The organism is Blautia hansenii DSM 20583 (genome assembly GCF_002222595.2).
Taxonomy (GTDB): Bacteria; Bacillota; Clostridia; order Lachnospirales; family Lachnospiraceae; genus Blautia; species Blautia hansenii.
Genome location: NZ_CP022413.2, coordinates 1,595,426 through 1,615,358 on the forward strand (window position 1 = coordinate 1,595,426; position 19,933 = coordinate 1,615,358).

Annotated in this window: 17 protein-coding genes; 2 read left to right on the forward strand and 15 right to left on the reverse strand. The window is 39.2% G+C overall.

Going from position 1 to position 19,933, the window contains the following annotated elements; translation table 11 throughout:
* Nucleotides 1–26: 26 nt before the first annotated feature.
* The 11 genes from acsV to CGC63_RS08015 all read right to left on the reverse strand — a co-directional run bounded on the left by acsV (nucleotide 27) and on the right by CGC63_RS08015 (nucleotide 12,981).
* Entirely contained in the window at nucleotides 27–1,961 is a 1,935-nt protein-coding gene (gene acsV, locus CGC63_RS07965; protein ID WP_039924855.1) for a corrinoid activation/regeneration protein AcsV, read from the reverse strand.
* A gap of 91 nt (nucleotides 1,962–2,052) precedes the next feature.
* Nucleotides 2,053–2,838, reverse strand: coding sequence for a carbon monoxide dehydrogenase/acetyl-CoA synthase methytransferase subunit (gene acsE, locus CGC63_RS07970; protein WP_003021416.1), 786 nt, complete (start codon nucleotides 2,836–2,838; stop codon nucleotides 2,053–2,055).
* Between the two features lie 189 nt (nucleotides 2,839–3,027).
* Nucleotides 3,028–4,374: an acetyl-CoA decarbonylase/synthase complex subunit gamma gene (acsC, locus tag CGC63_RS07975; RefSeq protein WP_003021413.1), complete on the reverse strand. Its 1,347-nt coding sequence runs from the start codon at nucleotides 4,372–4,374 to the stop codon at nucleotides 3,028–3,030.
* A 25-nt stretch (nucleotides 4,375–4,399) separates the two neighbouring features.
* A complete protein-coding gene (gene acsD / locus CGC63_RS07980) occupies nucleotides 4,400–5,338 on the reverse strand; it encodes an acetyl-CoA decarbonylase/synthase complex subunit delta (RefSeq protein ID WP_003021408.1) in 939 nt (312 codons plus the stop codon).
* 278 nt (nucleotides 5,339–5,616) lie between these two features.
* Entirely contained in the window at nucleotides 5,617–7,743 is a 2,127-nt protein-coding gene (gene acsB / locus CGC63_RS07985; RefSeq protein WP_003021404.1) for an acetyl-CoA decarbonylase/synthase complex subunit alpha/beta, read from the reverse strand.
* A 21-nt stretch (nucleotides 7,744–7,764) separates the two neighbouring features.
* Nucleotides 7,765–8,532, reverse strand: coding sequence for an ATP-binding protein (locus tag CGC63_RS07990; RefSeq protein ID WP_003021401.1), 768 nt, complete (start codon nucleotides 8,530–8,532; stop codon nucleotides 7,765–7,767).
* A 25-nt stretch (nucleotides 8,533–8,557) separates the two neighbouring features.
* A complete protein-coding gene (gene cooS, locus CGC63_RS07995; protein ID WP_003021398.1) occupies nucleotides 8,558–10,450 on the reverse strand; it encodes an anaerobic carbon-monoxide dehydrogenase catalytic subunit in 1,893 nt (630 codons plus the stop codon).
* Between the two features lie 229 nt (nucleotides 10,451–10,679).
* The gene (locus CGC63_RS08000; RefSeq protein ID WP_003021392.1) at nucleotides 10,680–11,450 is read right to left on the reverse strand and encodes an ATP-binding protein; all 771 of its coding nucleotides are present in this window, start codon (nucleotides 11,448–11,450) and stop codon (nucleotides 10,680–10,682) included.
* 39 nt (nucleotides 11,451–11,489) lie between these two features.
* Entirely contained in the window at nucleotides 11,490–12,407 is a 918-nt protein-coding gene (locus tag CGC63_RS08005; RefSeq protein ID WP_022239444.1) for a methylenetetrahydrofolate reductase, read from the reverse strand.
* Nucleotides 12,408–12,466: 59 nt separating this feature from the next.
* Entirely contained in the window at nucleotides 12,467–12,649 is a 183-nt protein-coding gene (locus CGC63_RS08010) for a CooT family nickel-binding protein (RefSeq protein WP_003021386.1), read from the reverse strand.
* A 2-nt stretch (nucleotides 12,650–12,651) separates the two neighbouring features.
* The gene (locus CGC63_RS08015) at nucleotides 12,652–12,981 is read right to left on the reverse strand and encodes a DUF8180 domain-containing protein (RefSeq protein WP_003021381.1); all 330 of its coding nucleotides are present in this window, start codon (nucleotides 12,979–12,981) and stop codon (nucleotides 12,652–12,654) included.
* Between the two features lie 392 nt (nucleotides 12,982–13,373).
* Between CGC63_RS08015 and CGC63_RS08020 the strand changes: the two genes are divergently transcribed.
* On the forward strand, nucleotides 13,374–14,201 hold the full coding sequence (locus CGC63_RS08020; RefSeq protein ID WP_003021375.1) for an aldo/keto reductase: 828 nt from the start codon (nucleotides 13,374–13,376) through the stop codon (nucleotides 14,199–14,201).
* Nucleotides 14,202–14,258: 57 nt separating this feature from the next.
* On the opposite strand, the gene CGC63_RS08025 is transcribed toward CGC63_RS08020, so the two are convergent.
* Genes CGC63_RS08025 through CGC63_RS08040 form a run of 4 tightly spaced genes read right to left on the reverse strand, consistent with a single transcriptional unit; the run spans nucleotide 14,259 to nucleotide 18,602 of the window.
* On the reverse strand, nucleotides 14,259–15,275 hold the full coding sequence (locus CGC63_RS08025; protein ID WP_003021373.1) for an NAD(P)H-dependent glycerol-3-phosphate dehydrogenase: 1,017 nt from the start codon (nucleotides 15,273–15,275) through the stop codon (nucleotides 14,259–14,261).
* A gap of 6 nt (nucleotides 15,276–15,281) precedes the next feature.
* Nucleotides 15,282–15,926, reverse strand: coding sequence for a glycerol-3-phosphate 1-O-acyltransferase PlsY (gene plsY / locus CGC63_RS08030; protein WP_003021371.1), 645 nt, complete (start codon nucleotides 15,924–15,926; stop codon nucleotides 15,282–15,284).
* A gap of 5 nt (nucleotides 15,927–15,931) precedes the next feature.
* Nucleotides 15,932–17,257: a ribosome biogenesis GTPase Der gene (gene der / locus CGC63_RS08035; protein WP_003021369.1), complete on the reverse strand. Its 1,326-nt coding sequence runs from the start codon at nucleotides 17,255–17,257 to the stop codon at nucleotides 15,932–15,934.
* On the reverse strand, nucleotides 17,220–18,602 hold the full coding sequence (locus CGC63_RS08040; protein ID WP_003021367.1) for a radical SAM protein: 1,383 nt from the start codon (nucleotides 18,600–18,602) through the stop codon (nucleotides 17,220–17,222). Before CGC63_RS08040 ends, der begins: the two co-directional genes overlap by 38 nt.
* A 143-nt stretch (nucleotides 18,603–18,745) precedes the next feature.
* On the opposite strand from CGC63_RS08040, the gene CGC63_RS08045 reads away from it, so the two are divergent.
* Nucleotides 18,746–19,909 carry a ribose-phosphate pyrophosphokinase gene (locus CGC63_RS08045; RefSeq protein WP_009246094.1) on the forward strand — a complete coding sequence of 388 codons (1,164 nt, stop codon included), beginning with the start codon at nucleotides 18,746–18,748 and terminating at the stop codon, nucleotides 19,907–19,909.
* Nucleotides 19,910–19,933 lie beyond the last annotated feature (24 nt).

Genomic DNA, 19,933 nt, shown 5'->3' on the forward strand with positions numbered 1-19,933 from the left:
ATCTTCACCTCGGATAATATTTGTTTTTATTCGTCCTGCATACTAGACGGAAATAAAGATGTGTCTGTATGAGGAATAAAACAGCATGCTACAAATTCATCCATATAGGTAGGAACTGTAGACAACTCTAAATATGTCATATTTGATGCTAATTCATAACATTTTCTTTCTGCCTCTGTTGAAAGCAACATAGTATAAGCACCGGATAAAGAAGAATTTCCAATATAGTGGAACTTCTCTATAGGAATATCTGGTAACATACCTATTCTCACTGCATTCTGCATATTAATACCGCTTCCGATACCACCTGCAACATATACATCATCAATCATTTCAACATCAAAATCAAGAGAGGCAAGCATAGTACGGATTGCAGAAAAGATTGCTCCCTTTGCTCGAATAAAGTTATCGATATCAACTTCATTAATCTCTACATCTCTCACAGAACCTGCTTCTTCTTCAAAAGCAAGAACATAACTGCCCATTCCGTATTCATCATGACGTACACGCTTTCCTTCGCGCACGAATTTTCCTTTTGGATTAATAATACCTGTTCTGAATAATTCAGCAATTACATCAATAATTCCTGAACCACATAAACCAATTGGTTTTTCACCTTCTTCACCAATCACATGATAAGAAGGCTCCATAGTATCTTTGTCAATGGTACATGACTCAATAGCTCCATCTGTTGCACGCATACCGCAACTAATATCTCCGCCTTCAAAAGCCGGGCCTGCGGAACATGCACAACTCATCATAAAATCAGAATTTCCAAATACTAATTCGCCGTTTGTACCTAAATCAATAAAGAGAGAGAATTCCGGACGATTCCAAAGCATACTGACAAGGGCTCCGGCAGTAATATCTCCTCCTACATAACTTCCAATATTAGGTGCTATAATAATATGTGCGTCTCTATTAATAGCAATTCCAATATCAGATGCAAACAGAGAGTTTGTCTTATAATAGGTAGGAATATATGGCTCCATACGAATAGGATCTCCTTCCATTCCCGCCATAAGATGATTCATAGTTGTATTTGCAGCAATTGACATTCTATAAATATGCTCTGGCTTAAATCCGTTCGCCCTGCACATCTGTTGAATTAATGGATTAATTGTCTCATCAATCACTGCTTTTTGCAGCTTCTCACTTCCACCCGGTTTCATGGACTCAATAATACGGTTAATAACATCTGCACCATATCGAATTTGTCCGTTTCCGGCAGAAGCCTTACCGATAATTTCACCTGTGAGCATATTAATCAATAATGCTGATACTGTAGTTGTTCCAATATCAATAGCAAGACCACCGATTACTACACTTTCTGACTTTGGATATACATCATATACAAAAATATCTCCCTCATCAGAAGTACGAATTACACAACGAACTTCAAAATTGCTTTCTCTGAATACTCTTGCTATCTTTGTAAGCACCTGAAATGGCAGTCTAACTTTTGAAGCTCCTGTTGTTTTTTTAATTGCTCTTACGAATCGCTCGTTATCTGGCATGGTATCATCTAAAGAAGGAACTTCCATAGAAACATCTAAAATACCCATGCTGTTTTTCAGTGTCAGTCCTGCTTCTTCTAAATCATTTTTTGCCTTTTCAAAAATGGCAATTTCTTTTTTAGAACTTAAATCTGCAACTTTCATTCGACTGCGATAAGCAGATGCAATATCGGGTACTTCCACCGCAACATCACCCGTAATTTTACTTACACATGCCAGTCGCCAGCCCTCATCATATTCTTCATCAGAAATATGACGTGTCTTTGGAGAATGTAATTCTCCCTCTACTAATTTCACCTTGCACTTTCCGCAGGACGCATTTCCGCCACATGGAGCATCAATCGCCACATTGGTTACACGTGCTACTTCTAACAGGTTTTCACCTTCCTGGGCAAAGGTCGTGACATCCTCGCCGCTACCGAATTTAAAAGTCACTTTAAACATACGAATTCTGCCTTTCTCTGTTTTTTTACACAGGCTGTTGCAAATCATTTGCAACAGCCTGTACTTGTATCTTATTCAATAAGTCTTTTTCTTACAGTTCCAGATAAGAATCTGCGTATAATGTATTGTTTTTGAATACATCACAAGATTTGATTGTTTCCATAAGTCTTAAATCACATGGATTTACGATTGCAGATGTTAAGCCCTGCATCATGCACATAGCAACTAAAGCGGAGTCCATAATTGGACGGATATGTTTTGGCATACCGTTGGAGTTATTGGACAGACCACCTGTTGAGTTTAATCCCATTTCGCTGAACATTTTGATTGCTTCTAATACTTCCATCTGTTTGTCCTGCATACCTTTAACAACAAGGAATAATGGGTCGAACCATAAATCTGTTGGTTCCATACCAAGCATCATACCTCTTTCCAGCATGTTCTGGCAGTGCATCATACGTTCATCATTGTCTGCTGCAATACCTTCTGCTGAACAAAGAGCGATAACAATTGCATCGTTTGCAGCTGCTAAGTCGATGTTTTCAATTCTTCCGCCTGCATCTGCGGAGTTAACGATTGGTTTACCTTTGCTTCTGTTGTATACAGAAATACCAGCTTCGATTGCTTTTTTATTTGCTGTATCTAATGCTAAAGGTACATTGTCGAAATTAGACTGTAATAACTGAACAGCCCATTTCATTAAATCTTCACCGTCATTTTCAGCAGGTCCGATGTTAACGTCCAGGTATGTTGCACCTGCGTCTAACTGTTCTTTCGCACGTTTTAAAATTGGTTCTGGATCACGTTCAGCCATAGCTTTACGGATTACTGGGGAAATACAGTGAATTCTTTCACCAATTGTAACAAATTTAGCCATAATACTTCTCCTTTTACTTTATATATAATTTTAAAATTATTATTTTCAATCTATTTATTCTATAATTCTCCATTCGCTTCAATGTAAGAATGGGGAAATTTACAGAAATGAAAAAAGATTTGAGAAGCTTTGGTCCGCCGAAGCGGACCGCTTCCCTAAAAACAGCCTGCCATTACTGTTTTACAAACATTAAGCAGTTAAATCCTTCAGGAATTTTACTAACTGTACTGCTTCCATTGGTCCCACAATGATTTCCCATCCTGGAAGTTTTGCTTCGATATCGCCTTTTAATACAGCTACTTTTCCCGGAATAACCAGTTTTCTGGATTTTACTTTATCTTCTACATTTTCCTGAATGTATTTAGCAACAGATGTGGAAGATAATTTACCTGCAGCCCATGCAGTTAATACGGAAAGTCCGCCTGCATCGGAGATAATCAGGTTACATGGAACGCCGGAACGCTCTAATTCACCGGATACAACAAAATATGTAAGAGCAAAGTCTACGGTTGTCAGGCAGATAGAGTTTTCATCAGCTCCGTTTAACGGATATACACCCGGTTCTACTTTCATTGGCTTCTGTGGATCTGTAAATACGTTCTGTCTTAAACCGAACAATGGTAATGCTTCTGCATAATCCAGAGTTTCCATAACTACGATAGAACCGTATTTAACTGTGAATAAGGAAGCCAGAGCCTGCTGTAAGTGTCTGTCACCATGAGCAACCTTTGCTAAGTTTACAATTGTAGGATATCCAAATGTTCTATCCTGATCTTTTAATGCTGCACGACGAATTTGAACAGCGTTTCCATAAGCTTCTTTTACAGTTGCACCTGTTGCATCGATAACCAAGTTTTTGTTTCCTGCTTTTTCTAATGCAGCAACTGTATCGTAAATTTCATTTAAGTCAGCGCCTGCAACACCTAAAACAACGCCTGCTGCTGTTGCAACTTCGTTCATTGCTTCGTAGTTTGCTGCTGTTGCACCATTTAATACCGGTTTACCATCTTTGCAAACTTCTAATGCTGCTTTTGCAACTTCAACATCTGTACATCCAAGAACCAGAGTTCTTCCTGTTGCAGTTGCTTTTTTAACCATTTCTACATAACGGTCTTTGTCTGAACCTTCTTCATAGTTTACGTAAATTGCTTCAACGTACATTCTTTCGCCGATACGTTCGTAATCAACTTTCTGAAGTTCAGCAAGCTTTGCATCTACTGCTGCATCATCCATACATGTGCAAAGAGCTACTGCATATCTTGTTTTGCTTACGAATGTTTTTTCATGTCTGAATAAAACTGTTTCGCCGCCTAATGTATATTCATTGTCGCCCGCACCGACTTTGATTGTTTTCATTGGCGGAGCAGTAGCTTCAGATAATTCAGCTAAAGCTTCATCAGACATATGTGGACATTTTGAAATTTCCAAAGCGCCCTGTGCAACTTTCATAGCGAAAGCCATACATGTAGGGCAACCGCACTCTTTACAGTTTTTCTTTGGTGTCATTTTAAAGATTTGAATACCTGTTAATCCCATTTGTTTTAATCCTCCTGTTTTACGATTACATTAATTCTTTAATCATTTTTGAAATAGTTGCAACGGACTGAGGATGTTTCAGAATAACAGCGTCAGAACCAGATGCTAAAACAGCAGCTGCTGTCTGCACTTCCATGCTGATACCTCTTTCTTCAAGAGAACCCCATTCTGGCATATCTTCTTCAGAAGCCATAGCTTCTTTTACACTCCAGGATTCATCAGCAACTGTTGTGATGATTGGCATCTGTAACATATTATCGTTCTGAGATAATGCAGCACCTTTAATACGATCCATAGTAGAAACTACATATTCAAAACCATATCCTACTGCTGCTGAACCAACGTTCATAACAATATCCTGTGCTTTTACACCTAACTGTGTCATTACAACGTTTAACTGTTTTGCAAGGTTGATATCTACTGCAGACTCAGCTCCAACTTTCTGATTGTAAGCAAGACCTGCTGCTGCACCAACAGCTTTGTAGTTTTCTTCTCTTGCAGAAAGAACTAATGCGTTTTTACCCTGTAAAACTTCAGCTACTTTAGGAAGTAATTCAGCGTCTTTTTCAACGTTTTTACATCCTTCTACAACTAATGGGCAAGTAACAGCATCTCCAACTTCTTTTACGATAGCGATTAATTCATCAACAGATTTGTCAGCTCCATTTGGATCTCCGCCTTCCAAACGTAAGCAAACGAAATCAGCACCTTCTACAGCTTCAGCTTTTTTAGCGATTTCAGCCATAGTTGTTGCACCTGCATAGTATTCCTGGATACCTGGAACATTAGCAAGCCCCATATCTGAAATTTCCACACCTACTTTTGGTGCATTTTCCATGGGTGCGTCAAAAGTATAGAAAGGAAAAGTATTTTCTCCTCCTAATTTGATTGCTTTGTCCCCGCAGCCAATTTCAACTGTGTTAATGTTTGCATTGAATTTCTGTGGTTTCTGATTAAACGGCATTTCAGTTAGCCTCCTTCATATTTTTTATAACCGGCAAACACTTTATGGCAATCAGTATTTACCACTCTGTATTATACTACATTACGGGCTATATTGACAAGTTTCCCCTTGCAGTTTCATGAAAAACTTTCCAAAAAACTCCTTTTTCCTGTCTTATATCCTTTTTTCATACTTGACTTTTTTCGTCAATTTTCCGTAAAAGTATGAAACGGGAGACTTCCCGCATTTTCGGAAAGTGTCTCCCATTTCGCATAAGTGGAGAAAACTCCACCTTCTTTTTACATCATCGGATCCATAGAAAGGGCCGGATGGTTTTTCTCTGTTAAGAATGCAACTAATTCTTCAGGGTCTGTTGCGATTGTTTCATCACCAACCATATCGATGAAGTTGTCAATTCCGTACAGTTCTTTTGCTGTCTGATTTACTCTTTCAGCAACAGTTTCTTTTAATTCTTTTGGCATCCATACGATACGTTCAATACCGCCTTCTGCTTTCATGAATTTCTTAGAACCAATAAAATGTTTACCATGTCCCATAAATCCAGGTGTCTGAACACCACCACCTGTCATAGAAGCCAGTTCTGGGAATGTCATTCCAAGTGGTGTCATACCTGCATATTCACGGTTTGTAATAACAACACCATTAGAGAATGGTTCAATACCACAGATACATTCAAAACATCCACAAGATGTCATTGGTTTTTCCATGATAGAGTACAGAGATACATCCTGCAGAGCACCCTGAGAGAATTTCTGTACAGCTTCATTTACGTCTTCGTATTCACCAATTCTTTCATCGATTGGTCTTTCTTTTGTAATCACCTGGCAAGGTCCGTTTGGATCAAGTTCATTTGTAGCTTTTGCATCTAACCATGAAACCGCTCCACAAAGTCCCAGACGTTCTGGTGTAACAACACATACGTGAGATGGAGAGAATGCCTGACAAAGAATACAGCTGTAGTAAACATCAACAGATTCATCTGTCAGAGATTTCAGACGGTCATCACGTTTGTCGAATGTTGGAATTGCAACTTCATGACGAATTCTTGTACATTCAGCAGGATCTGTGTAAATAACAACTTCACACTTATCAACAACTGCATCAAATTCATTTTTAACAGAAGCATATAATACTTCACCGATATGTTTAATACGGAATCCTGCATTAAATGCATCTTTGCTGATACGAATACGCTGCATATCACGCTGTCCTGTGTGGTATACACCTTCGATACAGTTAATGTAGTTATGGAATTTACGTTCGATAACCGGTTCAAAATCAGACTGCATGTTTTTACCAGCAACTTTAACAACGTAAGCAATGTTGTTTTTGCTTCCTAATTCCATTTCGTCTGCTTCAGGACCAACTACTGTAATCTTGTGGTCTTCGATTTCAGAAGCGTCTACTGTCTGTACAAGCTCTGCACAGTCTACACGAGAACCATCGAATTCAACCTGCATATCACCACGACGGATGATTTCACCTTCAAATGCAGATGCGAATGCAACCGGAATATCAATGTTTGTAATTTTAATCTTGATATCGCGAGCTTCCAGAGATGTTGCATTAAATTTGCTTACATCTGTCTGAACAATTAAGCTCTTAGGAACTTCAGATACACCTTCCTGATTTGTGATAACAGGGAAACCAAGAGCAATAGCGCCAGCTCCACATGCAACGATTACATCATTTAATGGTGCAAACGCATTAACAAATGCAGGAACACGTTCCATTGTATATTTCATTAAGTTTCCAGCATCACCTGGTGTAATGTTACCGAAAATTAAAGCAGCTCTTAAAGCAACAGATACAACATGGATTACAGATGTAACGTCTTTACCTAATGGAATAACACGTACATTTGCACCTGTCTTCATGCCAGCTTCTGTCAACTGGTCAATCACATCACCTACTAAAGTAACAAGAATACCCTGTGCCTGATAGCTCTTAACTAATGCAACTGCATCTTCTGTTGTAGGAGCTTTTCCTAAGATAACAGCAACACCTGGGATATCTCCTGTAACAAGAGGAACACCAAGTTCACGGATAACAGCATCTGCTAAATGTCCATAGCATGGTTCTTCATAAGGTGTTGCACCATCAATATATTTTAATACTTCGATAAATTCTGCACAAAGAGCTGTAGCTACACCTGACATAAAGATGTCATGTGTTCTCATTTCTCTTGTCATAAGAGTTTTTACAACTCCTAATGCTTCTTTTAATTCGCCTAAGGTATTTACCTTTACGCCTGTTACAGCATAATAGCAAGGTAAGCTGTATGCTGTATTTGGGAAGCTGACAGCTTTGTCAGCACCATGCTGTTCAATGGCAGCGTTAATTGCACCTTCTGTTAAACCATAGACAGCGTCATTTCCACTAAATACTGTTTCAAATAATGTCAATGTCTTTTCCTCCTAACATTCTCATAATCCCTTATCGATTATGGTCTTGATTTTTGTGATTTCTTCTTTTACTGTATTGCTGAAGTCAAAAGGTGATTTTCCTTGACGATCAGCATCGATAACTTCTGTGTTATAGTGAATGAAACCCAGAAGGTCTTCAGCCGGAATTTTACTTCTTACAAATTCCTCATCCTCTGCATTTCGAACCTTATTGGCAACAACACGAACCTGTTTAACACCAAGATCTTCTGCAAGACGTTTTACATTCTTATATGTCTGAACACTTCTTGCACCTGGTTCAATTACTACAATAAACTGATCCATTGACTCTGTAGTCCCTCTGCCAAGATGTTCTAATCCTGCTTCCATATCCAGAATAACTACATCGTCACGATGAAGCACCAAATTATTGATAATCCTTCTGAGCATTACATGTTCAGGACAAACACAGCCGCCTCCGCCGGTTTCTACAGTACCTAAAACCAACAGCCTTACACCATTTACCATTTTGGAATATGTATCAGGAATATCACTTACCTGCGGATTTAGTTTATAAAACTGATTATCCTCTCCTGAACCTGTTCTTTCTTCTATTAACTTTCTCATTTTTGTGATGGGGATAATAGAATCCAGAGTTTCCTCATCAAAGCCAAGGGCTAATCCCAAGTTTGCATCAGGGTCTACATCTGCCGCCAGCACATGTTTTCCTTCTTCTGCATATAAACGTGCAAGGGTTGCTGCAAACGTAGTTTTTCCTACGCCGCCTTTTCCTGTAACTGCAATTTTCATGTCATTCACCTTTCCTGTTTAAAGATTAGATACCAAGAGCAGCTCTCTTTTCTTCAATTCTTTCAATCATTAAATCGCCCAATTTGTCGATGTCTTTTTCTACAGTAAATGCTGCTTCACACCATTCTCTTGTACCATTTGTAAGGATTTCAAGCATTTCACTGGAACCTGAAGCATAAGGATCAACACCCAGGTATGTATCAAGTCCGGAACCAATTACATAGTTACCGATAGATACTGCTTTTTCTGACATCCATTCTGGAGCACATCCAACAACTGGAAGCTGTGAAATACGAAGTCCGGAATCTTTTGCAAGGGTTGCAGCCAGAACCAGCATACGGGAGATATCAACACAAGAGCCCATGTGAAGTACTGGAGGAATATCAGCCAGCTCACAAACTCTCTTCAGACCATCACCGCAGATATCTTTTGCTCTCTTGTCCATAAGACCTGCTTTTGCAGCAGCCTGAGCAGAACATCCGGAAGCAATAATGATGATATCATTTGCAACTAATTTTTTCATTAATTCGATATGAGCAAGGTCAGGACGAACTTTTGGATTATTACATCCAACCATAGCAACTGCACCACGAAGTACACCAGATGTAATACACTGTAATAATGGTTTTGTTGTACCTGTTTCATCAACCTGTGAGTTTGTAACACCATCCAGAACTTTAACGATTGCTTCTGTAGAATAACCTACAGTTGCTTTCTGTTTCATCTGTGGGATATGAACTAATTCAGGTTTTCTGTTTTTGAAGTTTTCAATCGCCATTTTAACAATCTGTGTTGCTTTTTCTAATGCTGTATGAGCATCAAAACGAACAAATTCAGAATCAGGCATCTGAGCAATTGGAGATGTTGTGATGAATTTTGTATGGAAACATTTGCTTAAAGGTCCTAATGCTGGGAAAATACACTGTACGTCTACAACGATTGCTTCACAAGCACCTGTTAATACAACGTTTTCCTGCTGTAAGAAGTTACCAGCCATCGGAATACCACGGCGCATTGCAACTTCATTAGATGTACAGCATACACCGGAAATTGTAATACCTTTTGCGCCCTGTTCTTTTGCATAAGCAATCATTTCTGGGCTGTCAGCAACCTCACAAATCATCTCAGAAAGACTTGGGTCATGACCGTGTACAACGATATTTACGTTTTCCTCTACCATAACACCTAAGTTTGCTTCTGTTTCAATTGGCTTTGGAGTACCAAATAAGATATCGGAGAATTCTGTACCCATCATGGAGCCGCCCCAACCATCACTTAAACCAGCTCTAATAGACTGTTTTACTAAAGCTTCCGGCTTAGAAGAACATCCCATGTGAGCCATGTGAAGAGAACGGGAAACTTCTCTGTCAATAGCATGAGGTGCTAATTCATTTTCTTCCCACAGCTTCTGCTGTGATTCAGGAGCTCTCTTTAAAAATCTCTGAGTTCCGAATGGTTTACCATATTCCATTAAACCTTCTAATGCAACTTCATGTGCCAATTCATAAATATCTTTTCCTTCTGTTTCCATTCCCCATTCATTTGCAATGCGAATCAGTTTTTCAGGATCTTTTACTTTATAGCATCCATCTGCTGATGCTTCATATAAAGTATGACAAATTTCACGGCCATGGTCAGAGTGTGTAGCAGCTCCGCCTGCTGTAAATTTTAAGTAATTACGACCTACAATACCATGTACGTCACAACCGCAAATACCTCTTGGTGCCTTCTTTGTAATACGGCATGGACCCATTGTACAGATACGGCAGCAAATACCTTCTTCTCCAAATTTACAATGTGGTGTCTGATTTTTTACACGAGCCTGCCAGGAATCAGCGCCTACTTTAGCGCCTGTTTCCAGAAGTCTCGCAGTAGCAGCTTCAAATTCTTCTACTGTTGTTAATCTGAATTCACTCATGAATATCCTCCTTTTATTGTCGCCTCTTTTTCAAATATTTTTCCTGAAGTTGGCATTCTTCAATTTTCGGGGTGGACTGTATACCCCTATATCCACCCCAGGGGGTTACAAGCTTTATAAAAAATCCTCTCTGCCTCAACGGCTGCATCAAAATTGTTTCCAGCCATTGCATAGCTTACGCTACAACAGGTTTTTCTTATGCCCGGACAGAGAGGAGAAAGCTTACGCTTTAAATATCTAACTTATCGACTATTTCCCGTATAGCTTTTTTTACCGGAGAGTCTTCCGGAAGATTGATTGTAGGTTTCCCTTCACAATCATAATCAAAAACAGTCTCGTCCTGAGGTACAACCCCCAGAAGATGAAGTCCCTGATTTTCAATTTCCTGCTTTGTACCCTCATTGAGTACGCCGCCGGGTGCACGGTTAATAATCAATCCAATCTGACGAGGGTGCATATCACATTCCTCAATCAGTTTTGCAATTCTTCCTACCGCCTGCACACCTCTACGGGAACAGTCGCTGACCAGAATTGCTGTCTGCATGCTTGGAAGCACACCTCTGCTGATGTGTTCCATACCTGCTTCATTATCTACGATAATGTATGGATAATTTTTTTCTAATCGCTGAAGCTGCGCCTGCAAAAGACCGTTTACAAAACAATAACAGCCTTTCCCCTGAGTACGGCCCATTACCAGCAAATCAAAATCATCATCTTCTACCAACGCATCATCAAACTTAAATTCCATATAATCCGCCTTAGTCATACCGGCAGGAATAGGATTATCCTTTGCCATTTCAGAACGGGCAACTTCTTCACGGACATCACCGAGGGTTGCGTCTACTTTTACACCAAGCACTTCATTTAAATTTGAATTTGCATCTGCATCTACTGCAAGAATAGGACCTTTGCCCTTTTCGCCCAGATACTGAATAATAAGTCCTGTCAGTGTTGTCTTACCTACGCCGCCTTTTCCGGCAACTGCAATTACATGCGCCATAAAGGGCACCTCCTATGTTTCTTTACATTTTTATACTTCTTATACTAATGTACGAAGTCCGGAACGGTCGATGATTTCAGATACATCTTTCCATTTGTTCAATGCGTACAGATGGATACCATCAATACCGCAAGCACGGTATTCATCAATCTGTCTGATTGTATATTCAATACCAGCTTCTTTAAATCTTGCTTTTTTACCTTCTACATCTGCATCAAATGGATCCTGTACAAATGGATTTGGGAAGATCCAATTTTTGGAGATGATTTCGCAAAGTTCACGTGGCATTACACATGCGTTACGTGACAGAGCCATATTGATTGTAGCAGCCTGATCTAAGATTGGCATGATACCTACGTCAACCGGCATTGTGATACCTGCGCAACGGATTGCGTCTAACCAGTATTTAAACTGTTCCATATCCCAGCATAACTGAGTCATGATGTAGTCAGCACCGTTGTCCTGTTTCTGTTTCAGAACTGCGATATCAGCTTCTAAGCTGCGGCAGGAAATATGCCCTTCAGGAGAACCTGCAACTGCGATTTCGATTTTATCGCCGAATTCTTTACGAACATAAGCAACCAAATCTGTTGCATAAGCGAAATCTCCGCCTGTTCCTGTCCATCCGAACGGAAGGTCGCCACGCAGAGCCAGCATATGGTCTACACCGTTGTCCAGATAATTCTGAAGCTGGTCTTTAATACCTTCTGCTGTATTTCCAATACATGTAAAATGTGTAACAGGGATTGTTCCTGCATCTTTAATCATTTTACATACGTCCATGTTTTTACCAACGTTTGTTCCGCCGGCACCGTATGTACAGGAAATATATTCTGGTTTGTACTTACATAAATGTTCGATTGTTCCCGGAAGATTTTCCATACCTTTGTCTGTTTTTGGTGGAAAAAGCTCAAAAGAAAGGAGCATTTTCTCTCTCATTGCATCTGATAATTTCATAAGTTTGTACCTCCGCATTTAAAATATTATATTATTTTAAGGTGTTACCCTTTAAAATCTTATTCGCAATCCAGCTTTACAAGGCTGTTTGCTAAATCCACCATAAGGATTTTCCCTTTAATCACTGTTTTTTCACCCATGATGTCACGAAGAATAACATTTTCTCCTTCTACATCAATACGGCTTACCATTTTACAGATAACCGTGTTGTCACTTTCTTTTTGAACAGTTGCAAGACACATATTTACGCCTCCTTTAAATGTTCCTTAACAAGTGTCAGGGCCAGTCCCAAACGCATATTGCCTTTTTTGAAATCTGCAACGCCTTCTTTAATGGTTTTTGCCGCATCCGGCATACCCAGCTTTTCCAGATTTTCTGCCATCTGATCCAATTCCTCTGCATGATGCTCATTGTGTGATAACATATAATTTAACAAGGCTACCACTTCATCTGTGCAGTTTCCCTGACAGTCACTGTTGCAGCTGCCGCAGTGCTCATGTCCATGCTCGTGGTCATGATGATGATCACTTCCGTGAGGAATTACATTGCCATTTTCATCTTTGATTAAGTGCATTTTTCCATCCTTTCTGTGCGCTGTTTTATATTTTTACGCACTGAATGACAATAATTTATCAATTAAGCTCATTATACATGGTTTCATTATTTTTATCAAGATATTTTATGTTTTTTTCTAAGTCCAACCCGTAAATATTTTCAATATCTCCACTTATTTATTTAACTTTTTGTTATTTTTGTGCAATAGCTTCAAAAGCCTCTTTTCCCCTTTTGTATAAGTCTTCTTCCTGACATCTTTTTCCATATACAGAAAACAGCATTTTCCCCTTTATTCGCTATGGATTTTGTAGGTTTTTGAACAATCTTTTGCCAATTTTGAAATTTAATAAAAACGTTGTACATTCTTCACATTTTCATGTTATACTGTCAATAGTACAAGGAGGTTTTTATATGTCTTTCGGCAATCATATTATTCATTTAAACGACACAAAAGAGATGCCTCTCTTAGGACTTGGCACATATAAAACAACAGATGACAATCAACTAAAACAAGAAATTCTGGAAGCATTTTCCTGTGGCTACCACCTGATTGATACGGCTTCTTTTTATAAAAACGAGGAAGGCATCGGAAAATCCATAAAAGCCCTTTCCATTCCGCGAAGTGAATTATTTATCACCACAAAATTATGGAATACGGCACAGCGCATCGGAAATATTGAAGACAGCTTTTATCGCAGTCTGGAGCGTCTGGGACTAGAATATCTGGATTTGTATCTTATCCATTGGCCTGTGCCCGGCTGCTTCTGCAACACTTGGCACGTCTTAGAAAAATTACAGGCTTCCGGTGTTGTTAAATCCATCGGTGTTTCCAATTTTTCTGTACATGATTTAGAACTTTTAAAGGAATGTTCCGATATTGTTCCTGCCGTTAATCAGGTAGAACTGCATCCGCTTTTCCAAACTCCTGAGCTTGTTTCCTACTGTCAAAGCAGCGGCATCGCCTTACAGGCTTATGCTCCCCTTGCCAGAGGGGCTTATATGAACAGTCCGCTTATGCTGGAAATCGGAAACCGACATCAGAAAACACCTGCGCAAATCGGTCTTCGCTGGCTTGTACAGCAGAATATTTCTGTCATCCCAAAAGCAGGCCAGAAAAATCATTTAGAAGAAAACAGCAAAATCTTCGACTTTTCTCTGACACCGGAGGAAATGTCCGCCATTTCTGCTATGAATACCGGACAACGTATCACAGGCATTCCCGAAGATATGATGCCTTGATGCTTATCCTTAACACAAGGAGCTGCATATCATACAAATATGCAGCTCCTTTTACTTTTATTCCATTGTCCATGTGCTATCCCAAGACTCAATCTTCTTATCTCTTACCATCAATTCTTTTACCGCAGCTGCCGGCGCTTTTCCTTCAAAAAGCACTTTATTTACCTGCTCGATAATCGGCATTTCCACTTTATATTTTTGTGATAATGCAAGACCTGCCTTTGCAGAGTATACGCCTTCTACAACCATGTTTACTTCGTCCATCGCCTGCTGCATACTTCTGCCCTGTCCCATGAGATAACCTGCTTTTCGGTTTCTGCTGTGCTTACTTGCACAGGTTACAATTAAATCTCCTATACCGGATAATCCATAGAAGGTATCAGCTTTTGCCCCCATGGCAATTCCCAGACGGGCAATTTCCGTAATTCCTCTCGTAATTAAGGCTGCCTTTGTATTATCCCCGTATCCCAGTCCGTCTGCTGTTCCTGCCGCCAGCGCAATGACATTTTTTAGCGCACCGCCCAGCTCAATGCCCAGAATATCCGGACTGATATAAACACGAAATACAGGACTCATAAAAACGTTCTGCAAAAACTCTGCCGTTTCTTTGTCCTTTGCTCCGACTACACAGGTTGTAGGAAGTCCTCGGCTTACCTCCTCTGCATGGCTGGGTCCTGAAAGCACACAGCCCTTTGCTCCGGGAATTTCTTCTTCGATAATATCCGTAAGTGTCATCAGAGTCGTCTCCTCTATTCCCTTTGCCACATTCACAATCAGCTGTCCCTTTTTTACATAAGGGGCAACCTTTTTTGCTGTACTGCGCACTGCCACAGAAGGTACTGCAAAGACAAGTACATCTTTTGCCTGTAAAGCGCTTTCTAAATTACCGGTAATTTCAATTCTCTCCGGTATCTGTACCCCCGGAAGCTTTGATTTGTGTTCTCTGCTTTTTGCCAGTTCTTTTGCTTCTTCTTCCCTATGCGACCACAAGGTCACCTCATGCCCATTCTTTTCTAAAAGAATTGCCAGAGCCGTGCCCCAGCTTCCTGCCCCAATTACACTTACTTTGCTCATAAGCTTCTACCTCTTTTTCCTAAGAAAAATTTTGTTTTCATTTCCATGTATCAAACGAACAATATTCTGTCTATGCCTCCAATATGCCAGAAGCATTAAAACTACTGCCACACCATACATTTCATATAAAGCAGGCTGCGTACAGTCATAAGTCCCCATTTGTCCGAAAATAATAAGCGCCACTACAAATCCAAAATACGCCAACAAAGAGCCCAAAGACACATAATGTGTCAGGAAAAATGCTCCAAAAAACAATACGGCACAAATCAGAAACAGCCTCCAGTCAAATGCCAACAAAAGACCTACCGATGCTGCAATACCCTTTCCACCTTTAAATTTCAGATAAAAAGGAAAATTATGTCCCAAAACACAACCCGCACCTGCATATAACTCTAAAAGCAGTAAATCATTTCCCTGGTGTGATGCAAAAAGTAATTTTGCAATAAGAATAGCCACAACGCATTTTAAACAATCCCCCAAAAGCGTTAATGCCCCTGCTTTTTTTCCCAGCGTTCTCAATGCATTCGTACTTCCTGCATTTCCACTTCCATGTTCACGTATATCAATTCCGTTTTTCTTTCCATAAATGTAAGCGGTTTGAAACAACCCACATACATAACCGATTGCCAGACAAATCACTCGCGCTAACATTTTCTCTATTCTCCCTCTTTTCGCTCACGAATAATAAACTTCAACGAAGTTCCTTTAAATCCGAATGCTTCTCTGATTTTATTTTCCAAATATCTCACATAAGAAAAATGCATCAATTCTTTATCATTTACAAAAATAACAAAAGTAGGCGGTTTTACAGAAACCTGTGTTGTATAGAAGATTTTTAAACGTTTCCCTTTGTCAGAAGGTGGCTGCTGAAGAGCTGTTGCTTCTGTAATAATCTCATTTAAGACACCTGTCTGAATACGCAGTGTCTGATTTTCCAGAACCATATCAATAGTTTCAAAAAGATTTGGAATTCTCTGTCCTGTATGTGCAGAAATAAACATAATCTCTGCGTAAGGCATATAAGAAAGAGTCTCTCTTACTTTATTGGTAAACTTATAAATCGTTTTGTCATTCTTTTCAATAGCATCCCATTTATTTACGGCAATTACCACACCTTTTCCTCTGTCATGAGCAATTCCTGCAATTTTTGCATCCTGCTCTGTTACACCTTCTGTGGCATCAATCATCATAACCACCACATCTGCTCTTTCTACAGCAGTTACCGTACGAATAATGCTATATCTCTCCAGTTCTTCTTTAATCTTGTTTTTTCTACGAAGACCTGCTGTGTCAATAAAAGTATATTCTTTTCCTTGATAAGTCACCTTTGTATCAATAGCATCTCTGGTAGTTCCTGCAATGTTAGAAACAATGACTCTATCTTCTCCTAAAATTTTGTTAATCAGAGAAGATTTCCCTACATTTGGTTTTCCTACTACTGCAATTTTTGGAATTTCATCTTCTTCATCATTTTGTGCATCATCATCGAAATGTTCTACGACTTTTTCCAGCATATCTCCTAATCCCAACATAGATGCAGCAGAAATAGGTACCGGTTCTCCAATTCCCAAATTATAAAACTCATAAGTATCCATCATGAATTTTTGGAAACTATCCACTTTATTTACAACTAAAACTACTGGCTTTTTACTTCTTCGAAGCATATCCGCTACTTTTGAATCTGCATCTACCAGGCCCTGACGAACATCTGTCATGAAAATAATGACATCTGCAGTATCAATAGCAATCTGTGCCTGCTCTCTCATCTGAGAAAGAATAACATCATTACTCTCCGGTTCAATTCCTCCGGTATCAATCATAGTAAACGTCTTGTCCAACCATGTTACTTCTGCATAAATTCTATCTCTTGTTACTCCTGGTGTATCTTTTACAATAGAAATCTTTTCCCCTGCAAGGGCATTAAAAAGTGTTGATTTTCCTACATTAGGCCTTCCAACAATTGCTACAATCGGTTTGCTCATACATTGTTCTCCTTTTATTTGTTTTTCTTGTATTTTCTCCTAAAACTGCCGCTACAAAATCTGCACCTGCTTCATCTACAATCTGCACAGGAACTTTTAAAGCTGTTTCAATTTCACCTACGGTTGTATCATCCAGAAATACATCTTCTCCACTTCGAAGCAAATTACAAGGAAGCAACAGACATTCTCCCAAATCTTCATTTGCAAGTTGCTTGATTATATCTTGGCCTGTCAAAAGCCCTGACACGGTAATCCTCTCTCCGAAAAAGTCATTGCGTATTTCATATCCTTGGATTTCTATGTGAGGGAACTTTTCCTTCACTTTATCTGCATATTTGCATATATACGGATATGCCAACCTTCCTGTTGCAAAAGAAATCTTTCTCTTTCTGTTATCAGAAACTGTTTCTTCCAGAGCCTCTGTCACTTCTGTATCTAAAAGCCGCAACATACCCACTCCGTTTTCTAACTGAAGATAGCCGTCATATCGTTCTTCCTCAGGAAGTTCTCTGCCTGCCAGCAGATACCATTCATCACTGGCATGAATAAAATGAATCCCAAATTCAGGAAAGATTTTCTTTTGCCAGCTTTCAATGGTGTCAATTACCTGCGCTGCCTCATCCTTTGTAAAAGGCTCTAATGGATAAAGCCCGTCCCTATATTTACTAAGTCCCACAGGAACCACAGAAACGCTGCGCAAATGAGGCAAATACTGTGTTAAATCACAAATACTACGTTCTAATTCAGCCTTATCATTTAACCCTTTACACAGAACAATCTGTCCATTCATCTCAATTCCCGCTTCAAATAAGCGCTGTACCTTAGGAAAAATATCTCCGGCAAAACGATTATTCAGCATTTTACATCGAAGCTTAGGATTTGTAGTCTGAAAAGAAATATTAATCGGCGCTAAATGATAATGAATAATTCTGTCAATATCATGGTCACTCATATTAGTAAGCGTTACATAATTCCCCTGTAAAAAAGACAGTCGAGAATCATCGTCTTTAAAATACAGCGTTTCTCGCATTCCCGGTGGCATCTGATCAATAAAGCAAAAAACACATTTATTTCTACAGGAACGATATTCATCCATCAGACTGTTTTCAAACTCGATGCCTAAATCCTCTTCAAACTCTTTTTCGATTTCCAGTTCCCATTCTTCGCCATTTGATTTTCTTATCAGCAATTCTATATATTCATCATTCACCAGATAATGATAATCAAAAACATCTTCTATGGTTTCTCCATTGATGCTGATCAACTCATCTCCCGGCTCTAATTCTAACTCCCAGGCAATGCTTCCTTCTTTTACCTGGCTGATTTTATGTCGGTTATTTTTCATATTCTTCCTCCTGCAAATGCCCGTTATTTTTTATAATACCAACATTATATGAAAAAAGCAATATTTTTCCTTGACTCTCATGCGTGTCGAATGTTATAACTTATTGTGTAATTATGTCAAATAACTGTAAAATGGAGGTCATTATGGTTAATATCAGTTTGCTGGAAAAATCTATCCCGGTGGCTCCTATTAAAATAGCAGCATTAAAAAGCTGTTCTGAATTAGCTTCTCAGGTAGATGCTCATCTGGTACAATTCCGAAAAGAATTAAATTCTCACAATCAATCCGGATTAAACTTCCGGGGTTATGCTGAAAACAGTTTTCTCATTGACTGCAGCTGCCCACGCTTTGGTTCAGGAGAAGCCAAAGGTGTAATCAACGAATCTATTCGTGGTGCAGATATGTTTGTTATGGTAGATGTCTGTAATCACAGTTTAACTTACAATATGTGCGGACATGTGAATCACATGTCACCTGACGACCATTATCAGGATTTAAAACGTATTATTGCTACTGCTGCCGGAAAAGCACATCGTATTAACGTAATCATGCCTTTCCTCTATGAAAGCCGCCAGCACAAAAGAAGCAAAAGAGAATCTCTCGACTGTGCTCTTGCACTTCAGGAATTAGTTCAAATGGGTGTTTCTAATATCATTACTTTTGACGCTCATGATCCACGTATGCAGAATGCAATTCCGTTATCCGGATTTGATAACTTCATGCCAACTTACCAGTTCTTAAAAACATTATGTGCAAATATCGAAGATTTTAAAATTGATAACGAGCACTTAATGATTATCAGCCCTGACGAAGGTGCTATGCAAAGAGCTGTGTACTTCTCTAATATTTTAGGTGTTGACATGGGTATGTTCTACAAACGCCGTGATTATTCCACCGTTGTAAACGGACGTAATCCAATTGTTGCTCATGAATTTTTAGGCGACTCCGTAGAAGGAAAAGATGTGATTGTTATTGACGACATGATTTCTTCCGGAGAAAGTATGTTAGATGTTGCAAGAAAATTAAAAGAACGTAAGGCAAAACGTGTAATTGTATGTACTACTTTTGGTCTTTTCACAGACGGACTGGAAAAATTCGATGAATATTACGAAAAAGAATATATTTATCGTGTGATTACTACAAATCTAAACTACAGAAATCCAGAATTGCTGACACGTCCTTATTATCTGGAAGCTGATATGAGTAAATATCTGGCAAGTATCATGGATATTTTAAACCATGACTTATCTGTAAACAAAGTTCGAAATACAACAAAGAAAATCAATAAGCTTCTGAAGAGGTGCTAAAAACTTATCAAACATTGAAAAACA

Coding starts and splice junctions, on each gene's coding strand:
- CGC63_RS08005 (WP_022239444.1), bottom strand. CDS start 12,407: ATGAAATTATCAGATGCAATGAGAGAGAAAATGCTCCTTTCTTTTGAG.
- CGC63_RS07990 (WP_003021401.1), bottom strand. CDS start 8,532: ATGAAAATTGCAGTTACAGGAAAAGGCGGCGTAGGAAAAACTACGTTT.
- acsC (WP_003021413.1), bottom strand. CDS start 4,374: ATGGGATTAACAGGTATTCAAATCTTTAAAATGACACCAAAGAAAAAC.
- CGC63_RS08045 (WP_009246094.1), top strand. CDS start 18,746: ATGGTTAATATCAGTTTGCTGGAAAAATCTATCCCGGTGGCTCCTATT.
- acsE (WP_003021416.1), bottom strand. CDS start 2,838: ATGGCTAAATTTGTTACAATTGGTGAAAGAATTCACTGTATTTCCCCA.
- acsV (WP_039924855.1), bottom strand. CDS start 1,961: ATGTTTAAAGTGACTTTTAAATTCGGTAGCGGCGAGGATGTCACGACC.
- CGC63_RS08010 (WP_003021386.1), bottom strand. CDS start 12,649: ATGTGTCTTGCAACTGTTCAAAAAGAAAGTGACAACACGGTTATCTGT.
- CGC63_RS08020 (WP_003021375.1), top strand. CDS start 13,374: ATGTCTTTCGGCAATCATATTATTCATTTAAACGACACAAAAGAGATG.
- der (WP_003021369.1), bottom strand. CDS start 17,257: ATGAGCAAACCGATTGTAGCAATTGTTGGAAGGCCTAATGTAGGAAAA.
- cooS (WP_003021398.1), bottom strand. CDS start 10,450: ATGAGTGAATTCAGATTAACAACAGTAGAAGAATTTGAAGCTGCTACT.
- CGC63_RS08025 (WP_003021373.1), bottom strand. CDS start 15,275: ATGAGCAAAGTAAGTGTAATTGGGGCAGGAAGCTGGGGCACGGCTCTG.
- CGC63_RS08015 (WP_003021381.1), bottom strand. CDS start 12,981: ATGCACTTAATCAAAGATGAAAATGGCAATGTAATTCCTCACGGAAGT.
- acsD (WP_003021408.1), bottom strand. CDS start 5,338: ATGCCGTTTAATCAGAAACCACAGAAATTCAATGCAAACATTAACACA.
- CGC63_RS08000 (WP_003021392.1), bottom strand. CDS start 11,450: ATGGCGCATGTAATTGCAGTTGCCGGAAAAGGCGGCGTAGGTAAGACA.
- CGC63_RS08040 (WP_003021367.1), bottom strand. CDS start 18,602: ATGAAAAATAACCGACATAAAATCAGCCAGGTAAAAGAAGGAAGCATT.
- plsY (WP_003021371.1), bottom strand. CDS start 15,926: ATGTTAGCGCGAGTGATTTGTCTGGCAATCGGTTATGTATGTGGGTTG.